This is a genomic window from Psychrobacter sp. UBA6739 (assembly GCF_002453835.1).
Classification (GTDB): domain Bacteria; phylum Pseudomonadota; class Gammaproteobacteria; order Pseudomonadales; family Moraxellaceae; genus Psychrobacter; species Psychrobacter immobilis_A.
The window spans coordinates 13,104-37,443 of sequence record NZ_DKHR01000020.1; the positions used below are offsets into that span (position 1 = coordinate 13,104).

Consider the following 24,340-nt stretch of genomic DNA (forward strand, 5'->3'; position numbering starts at 1 on the left):
GATCGAGCGGTCTTATGTTGGCAGGCTTAATAATAGCCAACTATACCAACGTAAGACAGCCCTAGACTAAACGCTTTTAACATGCCCTATCTGAGTTAGGTAATTTTATACCAATCAATTTTACGCGTCATGATCATCACGCAAGCGAGTAGCACAAAACAGAAGACAGCACCAAGCAATAAATTCATATCTTCGGTGGTTAATATACCGAAAAACGCCGCATACAATCCTGCCAGTGTGACAGTAAAAATCGCCGCTCGCTTGACGCCGCCCAGTACATAATAAGTATACCAACCAATGAGTCCAACACAGGCGCTGGCAGCAATGGCATACGCTTTCCAAAAGACAATTTGCTCAGCAAGTGGTAATAGTAAGACATAAAACACAAACAGCGCACAACCGACCAACAGATATTGAATAGGGTGAATACGGCTGGATTTGATCACTTCAAATAAGAAGAAAGTGCCAAATGATACTAAGATTAATAATAAGGCATATTTCATCGTTCGTTCAGTTTGTAAATACACATCATTAGGCTCAGCAAAACTCACACCAAAGCTGTTCAGGCGTACGTTTCGATAGCTATCAGGTATGGCAGTAGCTTCTGCTGTAGCAGCGCCTTCCATTGCTATAAGTGCATCACCAGAAGCCATTGACTGGCTGTTGTTATCAAGAGTGGCTTGACTGGTGACGACACATCGGTTGTTGGCTATGCTGATACACTGCGACAAATCTTGATTGTTGGCTATTGTTAAATACTGATTTTGCCAACTGGCTTCAAAACCTTTAGCGGTAAGTTTCTTGGCATTGGGGAGCGCCTTACCAATAAAGTTTGGCGCATGCCAATTACTGCGCATCGTTAAGTTAAAGTTTTGTCCAGTCGGTACAGTGTTTACATTGCTAATACCAGCTAACGGTAAATCAATGACGATTTCTGTACTGGTTAGTGATTCGCTAGCACCGTTCGTAGCAAAGGCGTTATTGCCATTCTGCTGGCTCGTTATATTTTTTACTGAACGCTGTAATATATTTTGCGGAATAGCTACTTCTACATAGGTCAGATTTTTCAGCAGCGCTGTCTGAGGGTAGGTCGCTTTTATCGGTTTTTTATTAATGGTCACCGTTGGTAGCGTCGCCACGCCGCGCAGATCTGATACTGGAATAATCAATTTTGCTGCATTCCAGTGGATAATGGTTTTTTCGGGCTGGGTGTTATTTTTATTGGCGGGTGTACTGACAGAACCTTGTGCGTCACTAGTTTTGCTCGTAGTGTCATATAAGCTGCTGATGGTTTGATCAAATGTATAGCTTTGGTCAAATGTCAACGCACCATCATAACTGGTCGCATGATAGATGCCACGTTTGTAGGTATCAGTGCTGACCTCAAGATCTTGTATGGCTTGGGTCTGACTGGCAAAGACAATTTCATTTTTTGAGTAAGATGGTGCACATTTACTGGTTGTTTCAGGTGCTGTAATCTGACATTCAGGCGTAATCGTGGTAGGTATGATGATAAATGGGGTGATGACTTCTTGCGGATTGACGTGCTGCTGGGCAATTTCTTTGACCACCGACGCGGCATAATTTTGTCGTTCGTAGATCACTGAGCCAATCATACCGAGACCGATGGCAAAAGTAATACAAAGTCCGGCGATGATGGACAATTTCGTCAATAGTGTTTTTTGCATGAAAGCTCCTCATATGAATCTTTAGTCCAAAACTGTGCATATAACAGTCAGTAGGTTCAAAGAAGATCATAGAGGAGAGATGAAGAAAAAATATGTAAGAACGATGGAGAGTGTGTGGAAAAATAAGCCTTAGTGTTTTCTGATATCAGTATTTTTTGATACTAGTGTTTTCTGGCATCAGTGTTTTTTAGTATCACCAACCACTTTATCCATAATAGCAAACAATAAGCCAGACAACACAAAAGTCATATGAATGATGACTTTCCACATGAGTTTGTCCGCTTCACCCTCACTCAATTCATTAGGAATATCCATAAACGATTTTAATAGATCAATTGCAGAAATAGCGACGATGGCACCGATGACTTTTAGTTTTAGACCAGAAAAATCTACTTTTCCCATCCAACTAGGTCGATCAACATGATCACCAGTATCAATTTTTGAGACAAATATTTCATAGCCACTAAATATGATAATTAATAATAAACTGGCTACTAAAGAGAGGTCGACCAACACTAATATATTAACAATGACATCTGATACAGAAGCGCTAAATACAGTATTGAACATCATGACTGTTTTTTGAATGAATTTTATAAATAATAAAATAATCCCTAAGACCAGCCCTAAATAAAAAGGCGCTAATATCCAGCGGCTGTTAAAGATGGTTTTTTCTAGGTATCGTTCAATGTTTTTTAGCATGGACATCTCTTAATGCTCTTAAAGGTAAGGTTGTAGGTCATTTACTGATAACGTGGTATAGGATGAATTTAAGACAGCCATTCGAGCACTTGTTGTACCCGCTCGTCTCTATCACCACCTATGCGATGAAATGGCTTTTGGTGACGGGTCAGCTGACTTTCAAAATAAGCACTGATTTCATCACGTTGATGGGGGCTGTCTCTTAGGTCATCGGCGACCCACGGGATATCAACTTCGGTTAATAAAATCAAGTCATAATGATGCGTTAACGCCGCATTGGTGAGCGCTTTAGGGCAATCACCATAATACCAGTTGGCATAGACCATTAATTCAAACAGACTGGTATCACAAAACAAGTAGCTGCTATCAGAATTTTGCGCGGCTTGTGCGGCGAGCTTATTTTCTAACTCAATTTGACCTTGTGCAATAGGGAGTAAATCCTCCCAAGTGCAAGTGAGATGTTCCTTATCCCATTTCGCTTGTAGATAGGTGCGCATGTATTCTGGCACCCAAGGGCAGCCAAAATGCGCTGCCAAGTCGCGACATAGCGTGGTCTTACCAGTGCTCTCTGCCCCTAGAATCGCGACATTGATGACCGATTTAGGCGTATGCTGCGTGAGATTGTACGCGGTAACGTCGTTGCCATTCATAGTAAGCCCAAATTGCGATAAGAGTGAAAACTACGTATTGTAGCGCAGTAAAAGTGAGACCTTTATAAAAGTATAGCGGGACTGAAATAGCATCGGCGATTATCCAGAGTATCCAATGCTCAATTTTGCGCCGCGCCATCAGCCACATAGCCATCAAAAACAGCGCGGTAGTCAACATATCGGTGTAATCGATCCACGTAAATAAATGCAAACCTAATACCGCGCCATCAAAACTAAAGTTATTATTGATGACTGGTCTGAAATAATACACCAACGCGACAAAGGCAATAGTCGCCGAGGCTAGTAAGGCGAGTATTGGCACATCTTTTTTATCGAGATGTTCTACTTGAATAGCATTCTGGGCGTTAGTCCTTGCTAACGACTCATTTTGCTGCTGACCAGTAGGGTTGATATAATCTTGCTGTTTTTTGATTGCTGTGTTTTTCTTACTCTGTGTCCAATTGATCCAGCCATATAGACTCATTACCGTATAGTAGGCATTGATAAACATATCGCCAAATAACTGCCATTTCCACAATAGATAGACAAATATAGCGGTGCTGACGAGACCTATCGGAAATACCAAAATATTGGTTCTGCTGGCGAGTAAGACACTTGCTACCCCAAATATGACAGCAATCAATTCCAGAGCAATAAAGACAGTGGGATAGTCAGCGTATTGTCCAAATAACCAGTTAAAAATTTCTACCATGAGTATTCCCAAATATGAGCGGGTTTTATGTCTCGCAGTTTTATGCGCTCGAACTGTGAACGTGTCGCTAGCAAAATGCGCCAATTATAACGTAGCTGCTCCAAAATGAAGTCAGGACTTTACTTATTTTTCGCAACAAACAGATTATTTGTAACAAAGTATTAGAAAAATAATTATATTCAGGCATAATAAAGGCTCTGATTTTAAGTTTACAGTTATTCACTGAAATCAAACGACTGTTATTTTTCCACTTTTATGCTTATCCCAAGCCCTATAGTAGTAGACAAGGAAGCTTATCATGACGACTTGTATCACAGGCACTGGCCTGTATATTCCGCCTTATAGCATCAGTAATGAAGAGCTAGTAGATTCATTTAATAAGTATGTTGAGAATTATAATGCAAAGCATGCTGACGAGATAGCAGCAGGAACTTTGACTGCCCTAGAGCCTTCTTCAGCGGCCTTTATCGAAAAAGTATCTGGTATCAAATCACGTTATGTGATGGAAAAGGATGGTATTTTAGATCCTGAAATCATGGCACCAGTGATTCCTTATCGTCATTTAGGTGAAGAGCTGTCTATCATGGCAGAAATGGGTACTGCGGCTTTGAAAGACGCGCTAGCAGATGCGGGTCTTGAGGCGAATGACCTAGATGGTATCATTCTTGCCTGTTCAAACTTTCAGCGTACTTATCCTGCGGTCGCTATCGAAATTCAAAATGCAATCGGTATGATTGGTGGTTTTGCTTATGATATGAACGTCGCTTGTAGTGCCGCGACTTTTGGTCTATCGCAAGCACATGGCTCTATCGTTTCTGGTCTGGCTAAGCGCATCGCTGTGGTCAACGTTGAGATTACCTCAGCTCATCTAAACTGGCGTAACCGTGACAGCCACTTTATCTTTGGCGATGTCGCAACAGCATCTATCATCGAAGAGCTAGACACGCCAAAAGGTTATGAGATTCTTAACTCTAAGCTATTTACCCAGTTTTCGACCAATATCAAAAACGAATACGGCTTTATGGATCGCTCAGAGTTCTTAGCGGCACAGACTGAGATGTATCCAGACATCAAAGAGCCAGTCACCGACAAGCTATTCTTACAAAATGGTCGAAAAGTGTTCCGTGAAGTCTGTCCAAAGGTTTCAGAGGTCATCACTGAGCATTTGCAAGAAAACGATATCGCAACGTCTGATGTTAAAATGATGTGGCTACACCAAGCCAACGCCAATATGTTGGACTTGATTTTGCGTACGGTCATCGGTAAAGAAGCAGATAAAGCGATTGTGCCAAGTGTCATTGCTGAATTTGCTAACACCAGTTCAGCCAGTCCGATGATTGTTTTCCATCGCTATAAAGATGAGCTGGCATCAGGTGATTTGGGTGTTATCTGTTCATTTGGTGCTGGTTACTCTATCGGTTCAGTGTTGGTGCGTAAGGTTTAATTTTTAAAGTAAAATCTGTTACTAATAAAAAATAGCTAAGAGCAACCTTAGCTATTTTTTTGTCTGTTATTTTTGTTATGAGCACTTAATCACATTATTTAAGCAATATATTATTCAAGAATGAGGCGCTATTTGCGAATATAACGGGAAGAATGCCTAGAATATCGACAAGAATGCTTAGAGGTTTTAATTTACCCCGAAAAATTTGCTATAATCACGGTCTTATTCCTCTCATCCAATTAAAAGTCCTTTTATGAAAGAATCCTTACGCCTGCGTTTAGACCAGATGGTAGACCGTTATGAAGAGGTCACCGCCTTATTATCAGATCCTAGTATCATCAGCGATAATAATAAATTCCGTGAATTGTCTGTCGAGCACAGCGACTTGATGGATATCACTACTTTATGGCAGAACTATGTGCGTGCAGAAACGGATCAGGCTGATGCAGAGGCTATGCTGGCTGATGCTTCAGATCCTGACATGAAAGAGATGATGCAAGAAGAGATTGATAACGCCCGCGAGACCATCGTAGAGATGGAAGAGGCGCTCAATGTCATGATGCTACCAAAAGATCCAAATGATAAAGTGCCTGCTTTCCTGGAAATTCGAGCGGGTACAGGTGGTGATGAAGCCGCGATTTTCTCTGGTGATTTGTTCCGTATGTACCAAAAATACGCGCAGACACAAGGCTGGACAGTGGAAGTATTGTCGGCAAGTGAAGGCGAGCATGGTGGTTATAAAGAAATTATCACTCGCGTATCAGGCAACAGCGTGTATGGGCGCTTAAAGTTTGAATCAGGCGTACACCGTGTGCAGCGTGTGCCTGAAACCGAAAGCCAAGGTCGCGTGCATACGTCAGCTTGTACCGTGGCGGTGATGCCTGAGGTTGAGATTGATGATACAGTAGATCTAAATCCAGCCGATATCCGCTTTGACACTTTCCGTTCAAGCGGTGCTGGCGGTCAGCACGTTAACACCACTGACTCAGCCGTACGTTTGACCCACATTCCAACGGGTACCGTGGTAGAGTGTCAACAAGAGCGTAGCCAGCACAAAAACCGCGCGCAAGCGATGAAAATGCTGATTTCAAAGATTCAGCAAGTCAAAGTACAGGCTCAAGTTGATGCAGCAGATACCATACGCCGTGATTTGGTGGGTAGTGGCGATCGCTCAGAACGCATTCGCACTTATAATTTCCCACAAGGTCGCATGACTGATCACCGTATCAACCTGACGTTATACAAGCTTGATGCCATCATGGAAGGCGACTTGGATGAGATTCTTGATGCACTGTTGCGTGAGCATCAGGCTGATTTAATGGCCAGTATCGGCGGTGGTGATTAGTAACCATCAGGATATTAATGACTAGAGGCTCAATAGTTGGTCGTGAATCATTAATCCATAAAAGCGTGACACTGTCTAGATGACAGTGTCTGTTTGTTTATAGCTGTTTTTTACGGCTATCGACCATGATAATAAGTATAGATTTAATTTTGTAGTTTTCGTTTATTCCATTTAATTACCTAATAATATTGAGAGTGTTATGTCAAAGCACAATAATCAGAACCAAGACCAAACCCAAGTTGTAGAAGATGCTAACGAGCTGATTGCACAACTGCAAGCCAAGCTAGACGATATCAGTGCTTCAGGCAAGCAGCCGTATCCAAATACGTTTAAACGTACTGATTATGCGCAAGATTTGCAAACTGCTTTTGACGGCGTCTCAAAACAAGAAATTGAAGAAAAAGCGGCGAATGGCGAAAAAACACAGGTCAACGTGGCAGGCCGCGTCATGCTGAACCGTGGTGCCTTTATTGTTATTCAAGACATGACGGGTCGCATTCAGTTATATGTTGCACGCAAAGAGTTGGATCCAGAGACGTTAGCGACCATTAAATCATTAGATTTGGGTGATATTGTTGGCGTATCAGGCTATATCGGTCGCTCAGGCAAGGGCGATTTATATGTGCATATCGAAGAGTTTCAGTTATTGACTAAAGCGCTACGTCCAATGCCAAACAAGTTCCATGGTTTAGCTGATGTCGAAGCGCGCTATCGTAATCGTCATCTTGATTTGATGACCAATGAGACGACTCGTGATACCTTTATGATTCGCAGTCAAGTCATTAGCGGCATTCGCAAGTTTATGTTAAATGAGCGTTTCATGGAAGTTGAGACACCGATGATGCATCCTATCCCAGGTGGTGCGGTGGCGCGTCCATTTGTGACGCATCATAACGCTCTAGATATGCCTTTATATCTGCGTATCGCACCTGAGCTTTACTTGAAGCGCTTAGTCGTTGGTGGTTTTGAAAGAGTGTTCGAGATTAACCGCAGCTTCCGTAACGAAGGTGTATCAACTCGCCATAATCCTGAATTTACCATGATTGAGTTTTATCAAGCGTATGCTGATTATCATGACTTGATGGATTTGACCGAACGCTTATTTAATGAATTGGCGATGGATATTTTGGGCACGACTGAGATTACTTATCAAGAAGAAGCCATCAGTCTAAAAGCGCCATTTATACGTTTATCTATGTCTGATGCAATTGCAAAATATGCCGAAAATTTCGATATGGCACGTATCAATGACCGTGAATATCTGGCAGAGTACGCCTCGACAACGCTTAAACAGCAAGTGAAAGAGGTGTTTGGTGTGGGCAAACTACAGACCATTATCTTTGAAGAAACCGCTGAACACCAATTGCGTCAGCCAACGTTCATCACTGAATATCCAGCGGAAACTTCACCACTGGCACGCCGTAGTGATGACAATCCTGAAATCACCGATCGTTTTGAGCTATTCATCGGTGGTCGTGAACTGGCAAACGGCTTTAGCGAGCTTAATGATCCTGCTGATCAGGCAGAACGCTTCCGTGGACAAGTCGCTGAAAAAGACGCTGGCGATGATGAAGCGATGCATTTTGATGAAGAGTACATCGAAGCGCTGTCTTATGGCTTACCACCAACCGCAGGTGAAGGTATCGGTATTGACCGTTTAGTGATGTTGTTTACTGATTCTGCCAGTATTCGTGATGTGATTTTGTTCCCGCATATGCGCCGCAAGTTAGAAAGCTAGAACTGGTTTACTTGCCATAAATCCATGCTAGGACTAAACTGAACATAAGAAAGCTCTTTTGCTTTCAATGGAATGGTCCCAGATTCTTTATGAGGCCTCATTTATAGGGACATCATGGATACTCAGCACGCGTTACCCTCACTTTGGCAACAGATGATTCAACGAAGCTTCTTATCTTTGTATGAGTTATCAGCAGATAAAACAACCAATCCTGAGCAGTTTCAAGGTTATGATTTTGTTTTTGAGTTTTCTGGCGCTATCATTTATTTGATCGTAAATGATGTAGTGATGCAAGCGAGTAGGCAAAAAGTAGACAGTGCTCAAGTTCGTGAGTGGAGAAAAGAAGTCGTCAACCAACTAATCAAGCGTCATGCTCAGCTTTATCTAAAAAACGATAAGTCGATGGCAGAAAGTAATACCTCGACAGCTGGTAAGGATGTTTATTTCATTGGTTTGACGTCACTGTCTGTTACACATCAAGATGATAAACCACAAGCATCCTCGCATACGGTTGATTATGAATATGGTAGTCAGTTTTTTGCTGAAGACTGTGTTTTAGATCTGGATGATGAGCAGAGTGTTTTACAGGTATTTAGCCATCAAAACTTTGTCGATATCATCAGCCAATTGGTTACGCCAAGCGATTTGTCCGCATTTTTAGACTTTCATCGCAGCCAGCTGACAGGGTTTGAGTCATTCCAAGACGAGTCGACATTACTTACCCAGTTTTTACAGTCGCCTGACTTTCATCAAAGAGCGATTAGGGTGCAAGAGCAATTGATTGATAATCAGTTGATCGATCAGATTGAGCAACGCTTGCTCAAAGCTACAGAACCAGATCAGGCAGTCTTTGCCAAAGCACTCATGGCTGAGATTCAGAAAAATACTCGGATGTGGTACAAGCTGTTTAATAGTTTGATCAAACATTATTATGAGGCAGGTCAACCCCTACCAAAAGAGCCAGTCGATATTTTGGTCGATGAGTCAATGTACACTTATGCTTGTTTGGTTGAAAAAATCTTAGCTTACAAAACGATGGATCAAGACTCTCGCTGGAATGGTTATGTTTGTCATGAGCACTCTTATCACGTGTTTGGACGCCATTATCTGATGGTTTTCTATGCGCAAGATGATAATAGTTCGCTGAGTGCTGATAAGGTTCGCACGTCTCAACAAGACTTGTTGTTGGAGCTCAATGCTCAAATGCAGGATCCAGTGATGGATGATTTGTTTTTGATTGGCGTAGAGTTTAGACCTTGTGATGATAGCGTCAATACAGAGGTGCATTTGGATGCCTTTTATCAAAAAGGCTCAGTGATTGACGCCAATACTCAGCGCTTATATGAACGTTTAGCACAACTTCAAGCGCAGTTATAATCTAAACCTAATATAGCCTACTGGTTTGACACCCCATCTATATTTGTATTATTCACATTGGCATTTATTATGACGCAGCAATATCAAGTTTTAGCGCGCAAATACCGTCCCAAAAACTTTCACGAGTTGATTGGGCAAACGCATGTTTCTCAAGCATTGATTAATGCGATTGATTATAATCGCCTGCATCATGCTTATCTCTTTACCGGCACACGTGGTGTGGGTAAGACCACGATTGCGCGTATCCTATCTAAATGTTTGAACTGCGATACGGGTATTACTAGTACGCCTTGCGGTGTGTGTGATAACTGCGTGGCAATCGATCAAGGGCGATTTATCGATCTTATCGAGATTGATGCGGCATCCCGCACCAAAGTAGAAGACACACGTGAATTGCTGGATAATGTGCCGTATGCGCCAAGTCAGGGGCGTTATAAAGTATACCTGATTGATGAAGTACATATGTTGTCCACACACAGTTTTAATGCGCTTCTTAAAACTTTGGAAGAGCCCCCTGAGCATGTAAAGTTCTTACTTGCCACGACTGATCCGCAAAAATTGCCGATTACCATTATTTCGCGCTGTTTGCAGTTTGTGTTGCGTCCATTGCCGCAAACGTTACTCAGCGAGCATTTGGCAAATGTTCTTACCCAAGAGCAGGTGGGTTATACGCAGCCTGCACTCTGGCAATTGGCTAGCGCCGCCAAAGGCTCGGTACGTGATGCGTTGTCATTGACCGATCAGGCCATTGCTTTTGGTCAAGGTGCGCTCGATGATGTCACTGTAAACGCCATGCTTGGTTTAATTGATGCGGCTAATCTAGTCAGTTTAATTACTGACATCTATAACCATGACAAATCTGCTGTCGCGGCTCATATAGAACAAATGCGCGCGCAAATGGTTGATGCGACGAGTATGTTTGATGGTCTTACTGAATTATTGCATCAATTGGCGTTGACTCAGCTGTTGCCTGAAGTGGCATTAAATGTAAATGAGGCACAGGCGCAAGATATTAACACGCTTGCGCAGCATATGAGTCCAGATGTTCTGCAACTGTATTATGAGATTGTCGTGCAAGCACGTGAAGGTGTTAAGCTTGCGAGCACACCGATGCAAGCGCTGGAAATGTGCATTTTACGTCTGCTGGCATTTCGTCCGTTGCCAGTCGATGAGATATTAAATCATACTTATGCTGGCTCTTTATCACCTGAAGTACCAACTATAGAAGATGGGGCATCTACACCTTCTACACAGTCATCGAATAGCCAATCGGCTTCTGCACCGCCATTACAGTCTTATGGCGTTGATTATCAAGCACGAGATAATGATGATTTACAAGTCAAAACCTATAACAATTTTGAGCCAAGTTTGGCTCAAAATGATGAGCAAAATCATGATGTATTAGTTACTAGCCCTGAACCCGTTGTTGAGCCTGAACCCGTTGTTGAGCCTGAACCCGTTGTTGAGCCTGAACCCGTTGTTGAGCCTGATGCAAATAATTCTCAGTTAACAAGGCAACTTGATGATCCTCGTACTTTGTTGCGTTGCTTACCGCAAGAACTACTAGGTGAGTGGACACCAGAAAAATGGGATTATTGGCTACAAACGGCTCGTGAAGCGGAGATATTGGCTCAAGACGAATTAGCACTTGCGCGTCAAGGCATGATGACGGGCTTATGCGATGGCAAGGCAATATTTATAACAAGTGTAGATAGTCGGCATTTACAAACCACTTTTCAGCAATTAGCGGCTAAACTGCAACAGCAGTTCACCCAAGCAGAAATTGACTTACAAATCGATGGCAGCGTCATGCAAGCAGAGGATAAGACGCCTGAGCGTCGCCAACAAAAGCGCTTGGTGCAAGCCAAAACGGTTGCAGAAGCAAGACTGCTTGCTACGCCTGTGATGCAGTATTTGAATGAGCGCGGTGAAGGAAAAATGGGTAAGGTTCAGTTGTATTAAACAGTCAGAAAAACTGTTGTTAAAATTATTTAAAAGTCTATATAGTTATTAAAGACAACTTTCATATAAAATATCAAGGCGATGTTGTACTATCGCCTTGATATTTTTGTTTTTATTGCAGATTAAATGGGCTTTTTTAAACAAGAGAGAAATATTTAATAACGATAAGATAAATTAAGATTCGTTATAATGGTTAAGTTATATTAAAAACTGAAATGAAGTTTAGGTGAGAATATGTTGGATAATTTACGCGGTATGGCTGTGTTCGCCAGTGTGGTTGGACATGGCTCTTTTAGTGGCTCAGCACGTGAGCTTGGCATTACAACCAGTGCAGTCAGCCAGCAAATTCGCTCATTAGAAAATGAGCTGGGCGTCGTGCTATTACACCGCTCAACTCGTAAGCTGAGCTTAACAGAAGCTGGCGAAAGCTTTTATGAAGCCGCAAAGGATGTGGTAAGTGCTGCTGAACAAGGCCGGATTAAGGTCAATCAGTTGCGTGATGAGTTGGCAGGAAGTTTACGAGTGGCGACAACACCAGAGCTTGGTGTTAATCACATCTTGCCGGCACTCTCTACGTGGATGGCGGCACATGATGATCTTAGCATTACCTACCTGGCAGACAACCACTATATTGACATGATTGATGAGCGGATCGATATTGCGATTCGTATGAGTCCATCGATTAATGACTCGAGCCTCAGCAGTCATCCATTGACCGATGTGCGCCAAATGTTGGTTGCTTCACCGCAGTATCTACGCCAACATACCAAACTGCAGACGCCTAAAGATTTGGCTGACCATCAGCTGATTTGTATTGAAATCATGAAAGATGCCAATCAAATTGATCTCATTCAGACAGAAACGGGTAAGAAGACGCGCACGAAAATGAATTCACGCATTTATACCAATAATGTCTTTATGGCGACCACCTTGGCAAAAGAAGGTCATGGCTTGGTTAGAATGATGGAAATGGACATCAAAAAAGAGCTTGAAAATGGTGATTTGGTCGAAGTGTTGACCGGTTATCAATTACCAAGTTTTGTACTATATGCCGTCACCTTAAACCGTGATCAACAGCCAGCCAAAATCACTCGCTGTTTAGAGGTGTTAAAAAAGTACTTTCACGCCAATTAGATGACGTTTGAATAATGCACCGTAGAGAGTAGTTTAAAGCCTCCAAAAGCAAAAAGCCTATAGACATATTATCTATAGGCTTTTTTAGTGTTAGCGTTTAATGTAACCAATTATCTAAAATGATGGTTTTAGCAAGTCAATCAAACGCTCAGCCAGTTGTGTGCTCTCATCGCGGCTCATATTAAGCGGCGGTAGCAAGCGCACAACATGCCCACCAGTGACATTGATGATTAGCTTTTGTTCATCACGCGCACGCTCAACCAACTGACTACAGTCCATGTCTTCAGGCAAAGCGATACCAATCATCATACCTGCACCACGACTGCTGACGCCATATTGTCCTAGTGTATCGACCAGCGTCTCTCGAATAAACAGCCCTTCGGTCACGGCATTGGTCATGATATCACTGTTAGCCAATACGTCATATACGCTATGTACCACACGACTGGCTAGCGGCGTACCACCATAAGTAGAGCCATGACTACCAGCACCAAACAGACCATTAGCGCGGCCACGTACCATACATGCGCCTACTGGAAAACCGTTACCCAAGCCCTTAGCTGTCGTCAATACATCAGGACGCGCATTACTATGTTGATAAGCGAAGTATTTACCCGTACGGCCATTACCTGTTTGCACTTCATCTAGCATAAATAACCAGTTATGGGCTTCACACTCTGCTTGTAATTCTTCAAGATACGTAAATCCGTTGGCAGCAGTATTTAAACCCCCTTCGCCTTGAATAGGCTCTACAAAGATGGCGCAAATTTCATCATGATCTTGCGCGGCTTGCTTAATCGCGGCAATATCGCCAAATGGTACACGGATAAAGTCATCATCTAATGTGTAAAACCCTTCACGGGCTTTTGGGTTGGCGGTGGCTGACAATGATAATAAGGTACGACCATGGAATGACTGCTCCATAACGATGACTTTTGGGCGTTTAAAACCTTGCTGATAGGCATATAGACGCGCCAATTTGAGCGCCGCCTCGTTTGCTTCAGCACCACTATTGGCAAAAAACACACTGTCCATTTGGGCGGCTGTACATAGCACTTCACCCGCACGCTCTTGCCAGTCAATACCGAATAAATTACTGGTATGTACTAAAGTCGCTGCTTGCTGCTGAATGGCGTCAGTCACTTGCGGGTGGCAATGCCCTAGACCGCATACGGCAATACCAGTCAGCGCATCTAAATAAGGCGTGTCATCTTTGGTATATAGCCAGCTGCCTGAACCGCGTGTGAAGCTGATTGGCTGGCGGTTATAAGTGGGCATCAGATAAGTAGCAGACATATAAAACATCCTTAAGATGATAAATTAGTTAAAAGAGAAGGTGTTAATTATAGCTCGTCAGAAAAAGGCGTGGTTTCTGCAGGTAAGGTATAGTCTTCATTTGCCCATGCACCTAAGTCGATAAGTTTGCATTGACTGCTACAAAACGGTTTGTACTTATTGTATTGCCATGCTGTTTTAGTGCCACAACGTGGGCAAGGATAGGTTTTAGGAGAAGTATTGGGGGTAGATTCAGTCATGATAAGGGTGAGAGTATCCTCAATTTATTTGTATGATTAACATCATTAGCGAGCGGCAGTCGGTAATTGCATCTATTTTTATCTCGTATGCGCTTGATAGACTACGATAGCGCGTTACTCGCTGTCGCCATATTACTATTGAAGTGGATTGGCTATATAATAGCATGCGCCTGAATAATGGTAAAAGACAAATACTTTAAGGATAGTAGATGACCGACAATATTGAGCTTACACATCAGCAACAGCGAGCATTTCAACCAGAAAAGCTTTCAGCACCACGTGATTTTATTATGCCAAATATCATTCACGACAATAAAGGCACTGTCCCTTTAATATTAGAAATTGGTGCAGGGAAGGGTAAGCATGCGCTTGGTTTCGCCGCAAAAAATACCGATAAGCATCTGATTGCAATTGAACGTACACGCAATAAGTTTGACGCTTTTGCCAAACTGGCAGTGCTACAAGATTCACCGAATTTAACTGCCATTCATGCTGATGCGATCGCATGGATTGTGCATGCCATTAAACCCAATAGTGTCAGTCAAATCTTCATACTGTACCCCAATCCTGAACAGCATAATCCCAACCAGCAATGGCTAAACATGCCTTTCTTCGAGTTTCTATTGTCACGCTTGCAAGTAGGTGGAGAGGTGGTACTAGTAACCAACATCGAAGTCTATATCAATAATGCAGAGCAGCAAGCAACGGAGATATGGTCGTTGCCTAATGAGCGCTATCAAGTCGCTGATGACAGTCAGCGCACGCATTTTGAAATAAAATATTTAGCCCGTGGAGAGGTATGCTGGGAGCTTAATATGCGTAAGCCGGAAGGTTATAAAACTAGGTTTGATGAGTGGCAGGCGGATATTGTGAATCAAGTTAAATAGCCTAAGTAATAAATCAAAACCAATCTTGCCGATAATAAATGCTAATTTGTAATATATGAAATAGCCTAAGTAAGAAAAATGATAAAAAACAAAACCGCCACAAAAAGGCGGTTCAAAAATTATTTACTATTAAAGAAAATTTGCTTCAATCAAGACTATAAATAAGGTTTTACTAAAGTATCCGAATCAGTATAAGCGTCAAGCACCGTCAAAAAGGTATAAGCACCAATAAATTTTCGACTAATAAACATAAATTCTTTTGGTGGCAAGTTAAACTCAAAAGACTGCATTGCTTTTGTGGCTTGTGTTGAAAGGCGAGAGTGAAGTTTGCTATTCGCCCAAATATAACGGTCGTCCTTATCTAAACAATCGCTAGGAATATCAGGATTGGTCGCCGGATCACTAAACGGTTCGGTTGCCAATAAAAATAGTGACGCCATATCAGAGCGTACTTTATCACTCATACTATCAAAGAAGTCATAACCCGTCATCGCAAGCATCATCGCCTGATGGTCATGGCGGTAACCCGCTTTTAGTAAGCCATGCGCAATGGTCAAAAGGTTGTTATCAAATTGACGAATAGCACCAAAATCTAACAATACTAATTTATCGATATCGCCTTCATTTTCACTGACACGAACCAAATAATTACCAAAGTTGGGGTCTGTCTGCATTTCACCCCACACAAAAATCTCTTGCATCATGATTTCGATGGCTGCCTGACCAATAGCGTTACGACGCTCATGAGGTAATAATTGTAATGCCTCAGAAACTACGGTAATACCTGGCTCATAAGACATACAGAGTAGGCGTTTTTTGGAATAAGTGCGATTAATCTTGGGCACTATGTAACGCGGATCATTACTCAGACGGTCATAAAACCGTTCTGTCGTCGCGGCTTCAGCTTCATAGTCCACTTCATGATGGAGTAGGTCACGTATTTCTTCGAACCAAGCATCGAGCGAACGGGTCTGCGGAACGATATTACTCACTCTTAATAGTTGCTTAAATAAAGCAAGATCCGAGTTGATCGCATCAGCAACACCCGGATACTGAATTTTTAATACAACTTGCTCGCCAGTTGCAATCACGGTGGCTCGATGAACTTGAGCGAGCGACGCAGTACCTATAGGAACCGTATCGACATCTAATTCATGTAGTTTTTCACCCAATAATTGCTGCAGCGTTTGTTGCATGGTTGGCCATGATAGCGTAGCGGTATCGTCATTGAGCGTTTGCAAGGCACGGGTGATTTCTGGTGGCAAAATATGTTCACCATAAATCGCTAGCATTTGACCAATTTTGACGACTGAACCTTTTAGCTTACCTAGCTCTTCTGCGAGGTAGTTTGCTTGGGCTTCCATAAATACTTGGTTGCGTGCTGTGCGAGCTTCTTTATTTAAGAAAATGCCAGACACACTATTACCCGCCCAGCGGCGACCAATATTTAAGGAAGTTTTAGCAATCGACATTCGTCTATCAAACCCTGAGGTTTTTAAGTTATCGATGGATTGCTTGGTGCTAGAAGGTTTAGACGTATCATTTGCCATAAATATAATCATTCATCCAGTTGGTATTGATTTGTGGGTTCAAAACCTACAATACAAGGGAGATGCGATGTACGGGTACAAAATTGTATCATATAAAGCACATTTGGTTGATGAGCCTAAGCTTGCCAATAGCAGTTACTTTGTAAGCCGCAGTATATATTTGCAGATTATAATTTCGTAAAAAATAATATCAAAAAATAAGACCTAGCATGATGCTAGGTCAAATCATAAAAACTAAAAGTAATTTGGTATATCAGACTGAAACTGCGAACAGCCCTCGCCTGAGTAATATTGATTTTTAACTGTTTTCACGAGCAATGGCATGATGCCCAATATCACGGCGATACTGTGCACCATCGAAACTAATCGCACCTGTTACCGCAAGTGCGGCTTGCTGAGCGTCTGAAATACTATCTGCAAGAGCAGTCACGCATAGTACACGTCCGCCATTCGTCACCACTTCTTTTTCACGGTCTATGGCATCGCTGTCAGAAAAAGCAGTGCCAGCATGGAAGACTTTGACAGCGTTGTCATTATTATCATCTAGTTCTGGCAAGCCAGCAATCACATCACCTTTTGATGATGTTTCAGGATAGCCTTTTGAAGCAATGACGATACCGAGGGCAGGGCGACTATCCCATTGAGCATCACTAGGCAACTGTCCTGCTAGACCTTGTGCCACCAAATCTACCATTGATGATTGTAAACGCATCAGGATAGGCTGAGTTTCTGGATCACCAAAACGGCAGTTAAATTCGATCACATAAGGGTCACCTGCTTCATCAATCATGAGGCCTGCATATAAAAATCCTGTATAAGGGTGACCAGCATTATTCATTGCATCAACCACTGGTTGAATGACTTGGGTCATGACTTTTTCATGGACATCTTGAGTGACCACTGGCGCAGGAGAGTATGCTCCCATACCGCCTGTGTTCGGACCTGTATCGCCTTCAAAAGCCCGTTTATGGTCTTGGCTCGTTGCCATTGGCAAGATATTTTTACCATCAATCATGCAGATAAAGCTGGCTTCTTCACCTTGCAAAAACTGCTCAATCACCACGCGGCTGCCTGCATCACCAAACTTATTGTCCGCAAGCATATCATCGATGGCCTCATATGCCTGTTCGATAGTTTCTGCAACGATGACACCTTTACCAGCGGCAAGGCCATCAGCTTTGATAACGATGGGTGCACCTTGTTCATCGATATAAGCTTTGGCTGCCACCGCTTCGGTGAAGCCTTTATAGGCTGCGGTGGGGATATTGTTTTGTTCCATGAATTCTTTGGCAAAGGTTTTGGAGCCTTCTAACTGCGCACAGTATGCTGTTGGTCCCCACGCTTGAATCCCAGCATCGCGGCAAGCATCAACGATACCAGTGACCAAAGGCGCTTCTGGTCCAACAATGACCATATCAATGGCATTATTTTGGCAAAAATCGATGATTGCACTATGCTCACTAGCGTTCTCGTCTGTCGATACTAGGACAACGTTTTGGCATTTAGGTTCAAGCGCTGTACCAGCATTACCAGGCGCGACATAGACATTATTGACCTTATCGTCTTTTGCACATTGCCATGCTAGCGCGTGTTCGCGACCACCTGAACCAATCACCAAAATATTCATCATACGTCTTGCCCTTAGCATTAAAGTTAATTATGAGTTAGCCACACACTCTCAAATATACTGGCATATTCTAACAAAAAAGTCGTACCGATTGCCATGAGTATCCACTTGCCAGCAATTAATCATCAATAAACGGAAAAACCTGTCTCATGAGCAAATGTTATCGACATGTTGCTGATTCATGAAATGATGTTGTACGCTTTAGCTGGCGCGCTATGTACGTTACACTTCACTAAATTAATGGCATTAAATCCCAATTGCGACATATTCCTAAAAATAAGGGTGAAAAAAGGAGAGAAACTTAAAATATCAAGAAAAAACAGAATAAATTGCGTAAATGGATATACTGCTCCGCAGCACTAATAATGTTTCACATATTTATGCGCTGCCATTAGTTATTACGAATCAATAAACTTAAATAAATGATAAATCAAATCTATAAAAAAGGATGAAGGACATGCCAAACTCCCTCAGTATCGCAAAAGAGCGCATCAGCCAGATAAGCGATATTGCTACCAGTTATGTACAAAAAGACAAATCGTTATTTGATCATTTTATTCATAGCTATTATCAGCCATTGCACGCAGAGGCAGCTGAGACTATCAGTAATGCTGACCTAGCGGGCATGGCATTACATCATTTTACGTTGCTCCAAGCCTATGATGGCAGCAAGCCACAACTGAAGGTGCTGAACCCCAAAGCAGAAGAGCAGCATTTTCATAGCTCACATACGGTTATTCAAATTGTTGCCTATGACAGACCGTTTTTAGTCGATACGATTTTGATGAGTCTTGAGTCTGAAGGTATCGATGTTCATCGTACTTATAACATCATTGTCAGTGTTGCACGTGATGATAATGGTCATATTACTCATGTCGAAGGCGCACATGAAAGCGCGACCTCTCATTTGTCTTTGATTCATTGTGAAATTGCCTATCAAGATGATGAAGATCTGGCTGCATTACAGCAAATGTTATTGGCAAAAATTGATACGCTAGATACAGTCGTTGGCGATTGGAAGCAGATGCGTGCGCAGTTGACGGATATCAAAGCTGAGCTATCAAACAAGCCACTGCCAGAAGTTTTTTACTCGCAGCAAGAGATACAAGCATTTTTAGATTGGATATTAGACGATCATTTTATATTCTTGGGTTATCGTGAATACCGTTTGGAAGGCGGTCAGGCTGTCGAAGTGAATGCTGAACCTGCTGATTTAGATTTATTCGCCATTGGTAATAGCGGTCTTGGTCTATTACGCGGTGCTGAAGAAGATAAACTGTCAGAAAGTTTTAGCCAATTGCCAAAAGTATTAAAGCAGCTATTGACTGAACCGCGCGTATTGATGTTGTCCAAATCAAGCCGTGTATCGCCTGTGCATCGTCCCGTATATATGGACTTTTTGGGTATTCATAAATTTGATGATAGTGGTAAGCTGGTTGGTGAATATCGATTTATTGGTCTATTGACCTCACAAGCGTATCAACTAACGGTACAGCAAATTCCGCTATTACGTGACAAAGCCAATAAGATTATGGCGATGGCAGAACTGCCTCGTGACGGTCATGCGCACCATAAAATGATGCATGTGATTAACACCTTACCGCGTGACGACCTCTTTCAAGCCAGCGTTGAAGAGCTATATCCTATCGTTTCTGGTATCAGCCAGTTGCAAGATAAAAAGAGCCTGCGCCTATTCAGCCGTGTGGATCATTATCAGCGCTTTGTCTCATGTTTGGTCTATATCCCGCGCGACAAGTTCAACACCGAGCTACGTATCAAAGTACAGAACGTCCTAAAAGAAGCCTACGGTGGCACATCATCAGGGTTTACCACAGAATTCAATGAATCAGCTCACGCACGTGTGCATGTCCATGTACGTACAGTGCCAGGTCAAGTGAAAGACGTCGATACTGCTGCACTTGAAGCAAAACTATCTGCTTTAATGCAATCATGGAGCGACAGCTATCAAAAAATGCTGCTGGATAATGTCGGTGAACAACAAGCCAATGCTTTAAACCGTCGCTTTTTGAATTATATCCCTGCCGCTTATCAAGAGCGTTTTGATGCCCGTACTGCGGTTGAAGACACCAAGCGTTTGGCTGTATTGACAGCAGAACAGCCGATGATTTGGCATTTATACCAATCAACCGGCGATGCAAGCAATCAATTACACCTAAAACTGTATGGTCGTGAACAGCCTGTCATTTTGTCCAAAGTCCTGCCAATCCTTGAAAACTTTGGTGTGTCTGTCATTTCAGCACAAACCTATGAGTTTGATCTGCCTGAGCAGCCCATTTGGATGCAAGAGTATGAGCTAACACTGGAGCATGTCGATACTGTCAACATGCAAGTGGTGCGTGGTCAGTTTGAAGACAGTCTCAAGCAGATTTGGGCGGGACATGTCGAGAGTGACTCCTTTAACGAATTGGTATTAACGACCAACTTAGATACTTATGATGTGGTGGTACTACGAGCATTGTCACGTTATATGATGCAAGCGAAAGCACCATTCTCTAGTACGTATATTCAGCAAACGGTAGTAAAAAATAGCGACATTAGCGTGGCGCTCGGTAGTCTGTTTGATGCCCGTATGAACCCTAAGTACAGTGAAGATGAACGCACAGAAAAAACCGCGCAGATTCAACAGCAAATCACGGCTGCATTGGCAGGTGTGGATAGCTTGGATGAAGACCGTATCTTACGTTGGTACTTAGATTTAATTAACGCCATGGTACGCACCAATTTCTATCAAACCGATAGCGATGGTCAGCGTAAAGATCGTTTATCGTTTAAGTTTTTGGCAGCGGATATTCCTAACCTGCCAAAACCAAAACCGATGTTTGAGATATTCGTGTATTCGCCGCGTGTTGAAGCCGTGCATTTGCGCGGTGGTAAAGTGGCTCGTGGTGGTCTGCGTTGGTCGGATCGTATGGAAGATTTCCGCACCGAAGTACTTGGTTTGGTCAAAGCACAGATGGTCAAAAACGCCGTAATCGTTCCTGTTGGTTCAAAAGGCGGTTTTATCGTCAAAACCAAAACCATGGCAGATGGTCGCGACGTATTTCAAGCCGAAGGCATTGCTTGTTATCAAGCATTCCTACGCGGCATGCTTGATGTGACGGATAATATCGTTGATGGCAAAATTGTCCCGCCAGCCAACACCGTGCGTCATGATGAAGATGATCCGTACTTAGTGGTCGCGGCTGATAAAGGAACGGCCAGCTTCTCTGATATTGCCAATGCCTTGTCTGCTGAATACGATTTCTGGCTCGACGATGCCTTTGCTTCAGGCGGCTCAGTTGGTTACGATCACAAAGCCATGGGTATCACTGCACGCGGTGGTTGGGAGTCGGTCAAACGCCACTTCCGTATGCGCGGTATGGACATTCAAAACCGTGATAACTTTACCGTGGTTGGTATTGGCGATATGAGTGGTGACGTATTCGGCAATGGTATGCTGCTATCAACCCATACCCAGCTGGTCGCCGCATTTAACCATCTACATATCTTTATTGATCCGAATCCAGATGCTGCTGCTTCACACGCAGAACGTGCCCGCTTATTTGACATGCCGCGTTCGACATGGGATGACTATGAAAAGTCGCTTATTAGCCAAGGAGGTGGCGTTTTCTCCCGCCAAGATAAGAGCATCACGCTCAGTGCTGAGATGAAACAGCGTTTTGATATCACTGAAGATAGCATGGCACCCAATGAGTTAATCAGTGCGTTGTTAAAATCGCCTGTTGACCTTATTTGGAATGGCGGTATCGGTACTTATGTGAAAAGCGTGAATGAGAGTCATGCTGATGTCGGCGACCGTGCCAATGACGCAGTACGGGTCAACGGCAATGAGCTACGTACGGCTATCGTTGGTGAAGGTGGTAACTTAGGCTTTACCCAGCAAGGACGTATCGAATATGCACAAACGGGCGGGCGCATTTATACCGACGCTATCGATAACTCAGGCGGCGTAAACTGCTCAGATCATGAAGTAAATATCAAAATTCTACTTGGTAAAGTAGTCGAGCAAGGCGACATGACCTTAAAGCAGCGTAATGAGTTGCTTGAAAGCATGACTGATAGCGTGGCAGAGCTGGTATTGCGTCAAAATTACCTTCAACCACAAGCCATTGAGCTTAGCCACATTCGTGCGGCGGCTAACTTAAGCGATCATCAGCGTTTTATTCAGATGTTAGAAGGCGAAGGGCGTCTTGATCGGGCAATTGAATATCTGCCATCAGATGAAGAAATTGCCAAACGTCAAAAAGCAGATACTGGCTTGACCAACCCTGAGCTGGCAGTTGTCATGGCTTATGGCAAAATGTGGGTGTATGACAACTTATTATCATCAGACTTGCCAGATGATGCGTATTTTATCAATGAGCTGCGCAAGTATTTCCCTGATGAGCTGGCGACGCGGTTCTTTGATGAGATGACTGAACACCGCTTACATCGTGAGATTATCAGCACCTATTTGACCAATAGTGTGGTCAATCGTTTGGGTATTGAAGCACTGTTCCGTCTTTATGAGGAAACAGATCAATCGCTGGCGACCATCGTACGTGGTTATGCGATTAGCCGTGATGTCTTCAATGTGTCAAAAGCTTGGAACACCCTTGAAGCACTGGACAATCAAGTCGATGCTACATTACTGCTAACTCTTGAGCTGCGTTTGCGTGATGCGCTTGAGCAAGGTGTTGTTTGGTTTATCAATGCCTTTGGTCAAGAATTGCAAGTTGCTGACATGATCAGTCGCTTTAGTGATAGTGTTGAGAAATTAACCAAATCAGGCGGCTTTATTGAGCAACAATTTGCAGAATACTTGCAAGAAGACACCACTAGCCTGATGCAGGATGATCTGTCTAATAGTGATGCTGCGTTGTTTGCGATGCTGCCTTATCATGTTGATGCACTTGATGCCGCACTGCTCGCTGAGCAATATGAGCGTCCTGTTGATGAGATTGCAACGTTGTACTTTGATGCCTATCACGTCTTGCAGTTAGATTGGATGATGGACAACATTGCCACTTTACCACAGCAAGACTACTGGGATCGCCGCGCACGCCATGCGTTGATGAATGAGCTGTCACGTAGTCTACGTCTACTGATGGATGCCATATTATCTAAACCAGATGCCAAGCAAGCATTTGGTGAATGGCGTTCACGCCACTTAGATCATCTGGAGTCTGTCACCACAGAGATGAGCAAGTTAGATAATCTGCATAGCAATGATGAAAATGGTCAAATTGGTCTTTCAACGTTGTCAGTATTGATGAGTGAGCTAAGCGGTTTAGTCACTAAGTAACTAAACTAACTAAGTAGCCATTCAATAAACAACAAGATAAAGGTCTTTTCAAAAAAACCACCGTTAATTAATAACGGTGGTTTTTTATTGTCTGTCTAAGCGTAATAAGCGTAAAAAGTAATCAACTGCGTGATGCAAGCTCGACTCTTGATGACCGCTTTAACTTACGAGGCTTTTTCATTAGTAATATTGACCACTCGGCGACAGCCTTGACCACTGATTTGACTGAAACCACCCGAGATTTTTTCAACCTTGATTTGAGTCAAGATGCGATCTTTTAACGCCTGTACGTGAGAGATAATACCAATAAGCTTACCTTCTTGTTGTAAGCTCGTTAAAGTATCGAGCGCAATATCAAGCGACTCTTCATCAAGCGTACCAAACCCTTCATCCAAAAACAGTGAATCCACGCGAATGTTGTGACTCGCCATCTGTGATAGCCCAAGGGCGAGTGCCAAGCTGATAATAAATCCTTCGCCGCCCGATAGGTTTTTGGTACTGCGAATATCACCGCCTTGATAGTTATCAATCACATTAAGCTCCAGCGGATTACTGTCATCATGAATGAGCAAATAGCGGTCACTCATTTTTTGCAATTGCGTATTAGCATGGCTAATCATGACTTCAAACGTTAAGCCTTGCGCAAAGGTACGATATTTTTTGCCATCAGCGGAACCAATGAGC

General features: G+C 43.0%; 17 protein-coding genes. 8 read left to right on the top strand and 9 right to left on the bottom strand.

Features of this window, described 5'->3' with window-relative positions:
* Positions 1-95: 95 nt before the first annotated feature.
* The 4 genes from creD to pnuC all read right to left on the bottom strand — a co-directional run bounded on the left by creD (position 96) and on the right by pnuC (position 3,752).
* On the bottom strand, positions 96-1,688 hold the full coding sequence (gene creD, locus B2575_RS05245; protein WP_045452986.1) for a cell envelope integrity protein CreD: 1,593 nt from the start codon (positions 1,686-1,688) through the stop codon (positions 96-98).
* A 177-nt stretch (positions 1,689-1,865) separates the two neighbouring features.
* Positions 1,866-2,390 carry a TIGR00645 family protein gene (locus B2575_RS05250; RefSeq protein WP_045447433.1) on the bottom strand — a complete coding sequence of 175 codons (525 nt, stop codon included), beginning with the start codon at positions 2,388-2,390 and terminating at the stop codon, positions 1,866-1,868.
* 68 nt (positions 2,391-2,458) lie between these two features.
* A complete protein-coding gene (locus B2575_RS05255; RefSeq protein WP_296240456.1) occupies positions 2,459-3,040 on the bottom strand; it encodes an ATP-binding protein in 582 nt (193 codons plus the stop codon).
* On the bottom strand, positions 2,991-3,752 hold the full coding sequence (gene pnuC / locus B2575_RS05260; RefSeq protein ID WP_296240457.1) for a nicotinamide riboside transporter PnuC: 762 nt from the start codon (positions 3,750-3,752) through the stop codon (positions 2,991-2,993). The genes B2575_RS05255 and pnuC overlap by 50 nt, the downstream gene beginning before the upstream one ends.
* Positions 3,753-4,050: 298 nt before the next feature.
* Between pnuC and B2575_RS05265 the strand changes: the two genes are divergently transcribed.
* The 6 genes from B2575_RS05265 (at position 4,051) to B2575_RS05290 (ending at position 12,752) form a co-directional block, all read left to right on the top strand.
* Entirely contained in the window at positions 4,051-5,196 is a 1,146-nt protein-coding gene (locus B2575_RS05265) for a beta-ketoacyl-ACP synthase III (protein ID WP_045447442.1), read from the top strand.
* Between the two features lie 253 nt (positions 5,197-5,449).
* Positions 5,450-6,541 (top strand): peptide chain release factor 1, encoded by a 1,092-nt coding sequence (gene prfA, locus B2575_RS05270; RefSeq protein ID WP_055125440.1) that lies wholly within the window; start codon positions 5,450-5,452, stop codon positions 6,539-6,541.
* A 199-nt stretch (positions 6,542-6,740) separates the two neighbouring features.
* Positions 6,741-8,279 (top strand): lysine--tRNA ligase, encoded by a 1,539-nt coding sequence (gene lysS, locus B2575_RS05275; RefSeq protein ID WP_296240458.1) that lies wholly within the window; start codon positions 6,741-6,743, stop codon positions 8,277-8,279.
* Between the two features lie 114 nt (positions 8,280-8,393).
* The gene (locus B2575_RS05280; protein ID WP_296240459.1) at positions 8,394-9,656 is read left to right on the top strand and encodes a hypothetical protein; all 1,263 of its coding nucleotides are present in this window, start codon (positions 8,394-8,396) and stop codon (positions 9,654-9,656) included.
* 69 nt (positions 9,657-9,725) lie between these two features.
* Complete coding sequence (gene dnaX, locus B2575_RS05285) at positions 9,726-11,618, top strand: DNA polymerase III subunit gamma/tau (protein ID WP_296240461.1); 1,893 nt, start codon at positions 9,726-9,728, stop codon at positions 11,616-11,618.
* Positions 11,619-11,852: 234 nt separating this feature from the next.
* A complete protein-coding gene (locus B2575_RS05290; RefSeq protein WP_045448120.1) occupies positions 11,853-12,752 on the top strand; it encodes a LysR family transcriptional regulator in 900 nt (299 codons plus the stop codon).
* A gap of 114 nt (positions 12,753-12,866) precedes the next feature.
* On the opposite strand, the gene B2575_RS05295 is transcribed toward B2575_RS05290, so the two are convergent.
* On the bottom strand, positions 12,867-14,048 hold the full coding sequence (locus B2575_RS05295; RefSeq protein ID WP_296240462.1) for an aspartate aminotransferase family protein: 1,182 nt from the start codon (positions 14,046-14,048) through the stop codon (positions 12,867-12,869).
* Positions 14,049-14,095: 47 nt separating this feature from the next.
* Positions 14,096-14,287 carry a DNA gyrase inhibitor YacG gene (locus B2575_RS05300; RefSeq protein ID WP_296240463.1) on the bottom strand — a complete coding sequence of 64 codons (192 nt, stop codon included), beginning with the start codon at positions 14,285-14,287 and terminating at the stop codon, positions 14,096-14,098.
* A gap of 209 nt (positions 14,288-14,496) precedes the next feature.
* Here B2575_RS05300 and B2575_RS05305 point away from each other — a divergent pair, with 209 nt between their 5' ends.
* Positions 14,497-15,174 carry an SAM-dependent methyltransferase gene (locus B2575_RS05305; RefSeq protein WP_296240464.1) on the top strand — a complete coding sequence of 226 codons (678 nt, stop codon included), beginning with the start codon at positions 14,497-14,499 and terminating at the stop codon, positions 15,172-15,174.
* 155 nt (positions 15,175-15,329) lie between these two features.
* Here B2575_RS05305 and B2575_RS05310 read toward each other — a convergent pair whose 3' ends face one another.
* Both B2575_RS05310 and purD read right to left on the bottom strand, forming a co-directional pair.
* The gene (locus B2575_RS05310) at positions 15,330-16,724 is read right to left on the bottom strand and encodes an ABC1 kinase family protein (RefSeq protein WP_296240465.1); all 1,395 of its coding nucleotides are present in this window, start codon (positions 16,722-16,724) and stop codon (positions 15,330-15,332) included.
* A gap of 298 nt (positions 16,725-17,022) precedes the next feature.
* Positions 17,023-18,351, bottom strand: coding sequence for a phosphoribosylamine--glycine ligase (purD, locus tag B2575_RS05315; protein ID WP_296240477.1), 1,329 nt, complete (start codon positions 18,349-18,351; stop codon positions 17,023-17,025).
* Positions 18,352-18,808: 457 nt separating this feature from the next.
* Here purD and B2575_RS05320 point away from each other — a divergent pair, with 457 nt between their 5' ends.
* Positions 18,809-23,656 carry an NAD-glutamate dehydrogenase gene (locus B2575_RS05320; protein WP_296240466.1) on the top strand — a complete coding sequence of 1,616 codons (4,848 nt, stop codon included), beginning with the start codon at positions 18,809-18,811 and terminating at the stop codon, positions 23,654-23,656.
* A gap of 164 nt (positions 23,657-23,820) precedes the next feature.
* Here the strand turns inward: B2575_RS05320 and B2575_RS05325 are convergent.
* A partial coding sequence (locus B2575_RS05325; protein WP_296240467.1) for an SbcC/MukB-like Walker B domain-containing protein occupies positions 23,821-24,340 on the bottom strand: 520 nt, incomplete at its 5' end.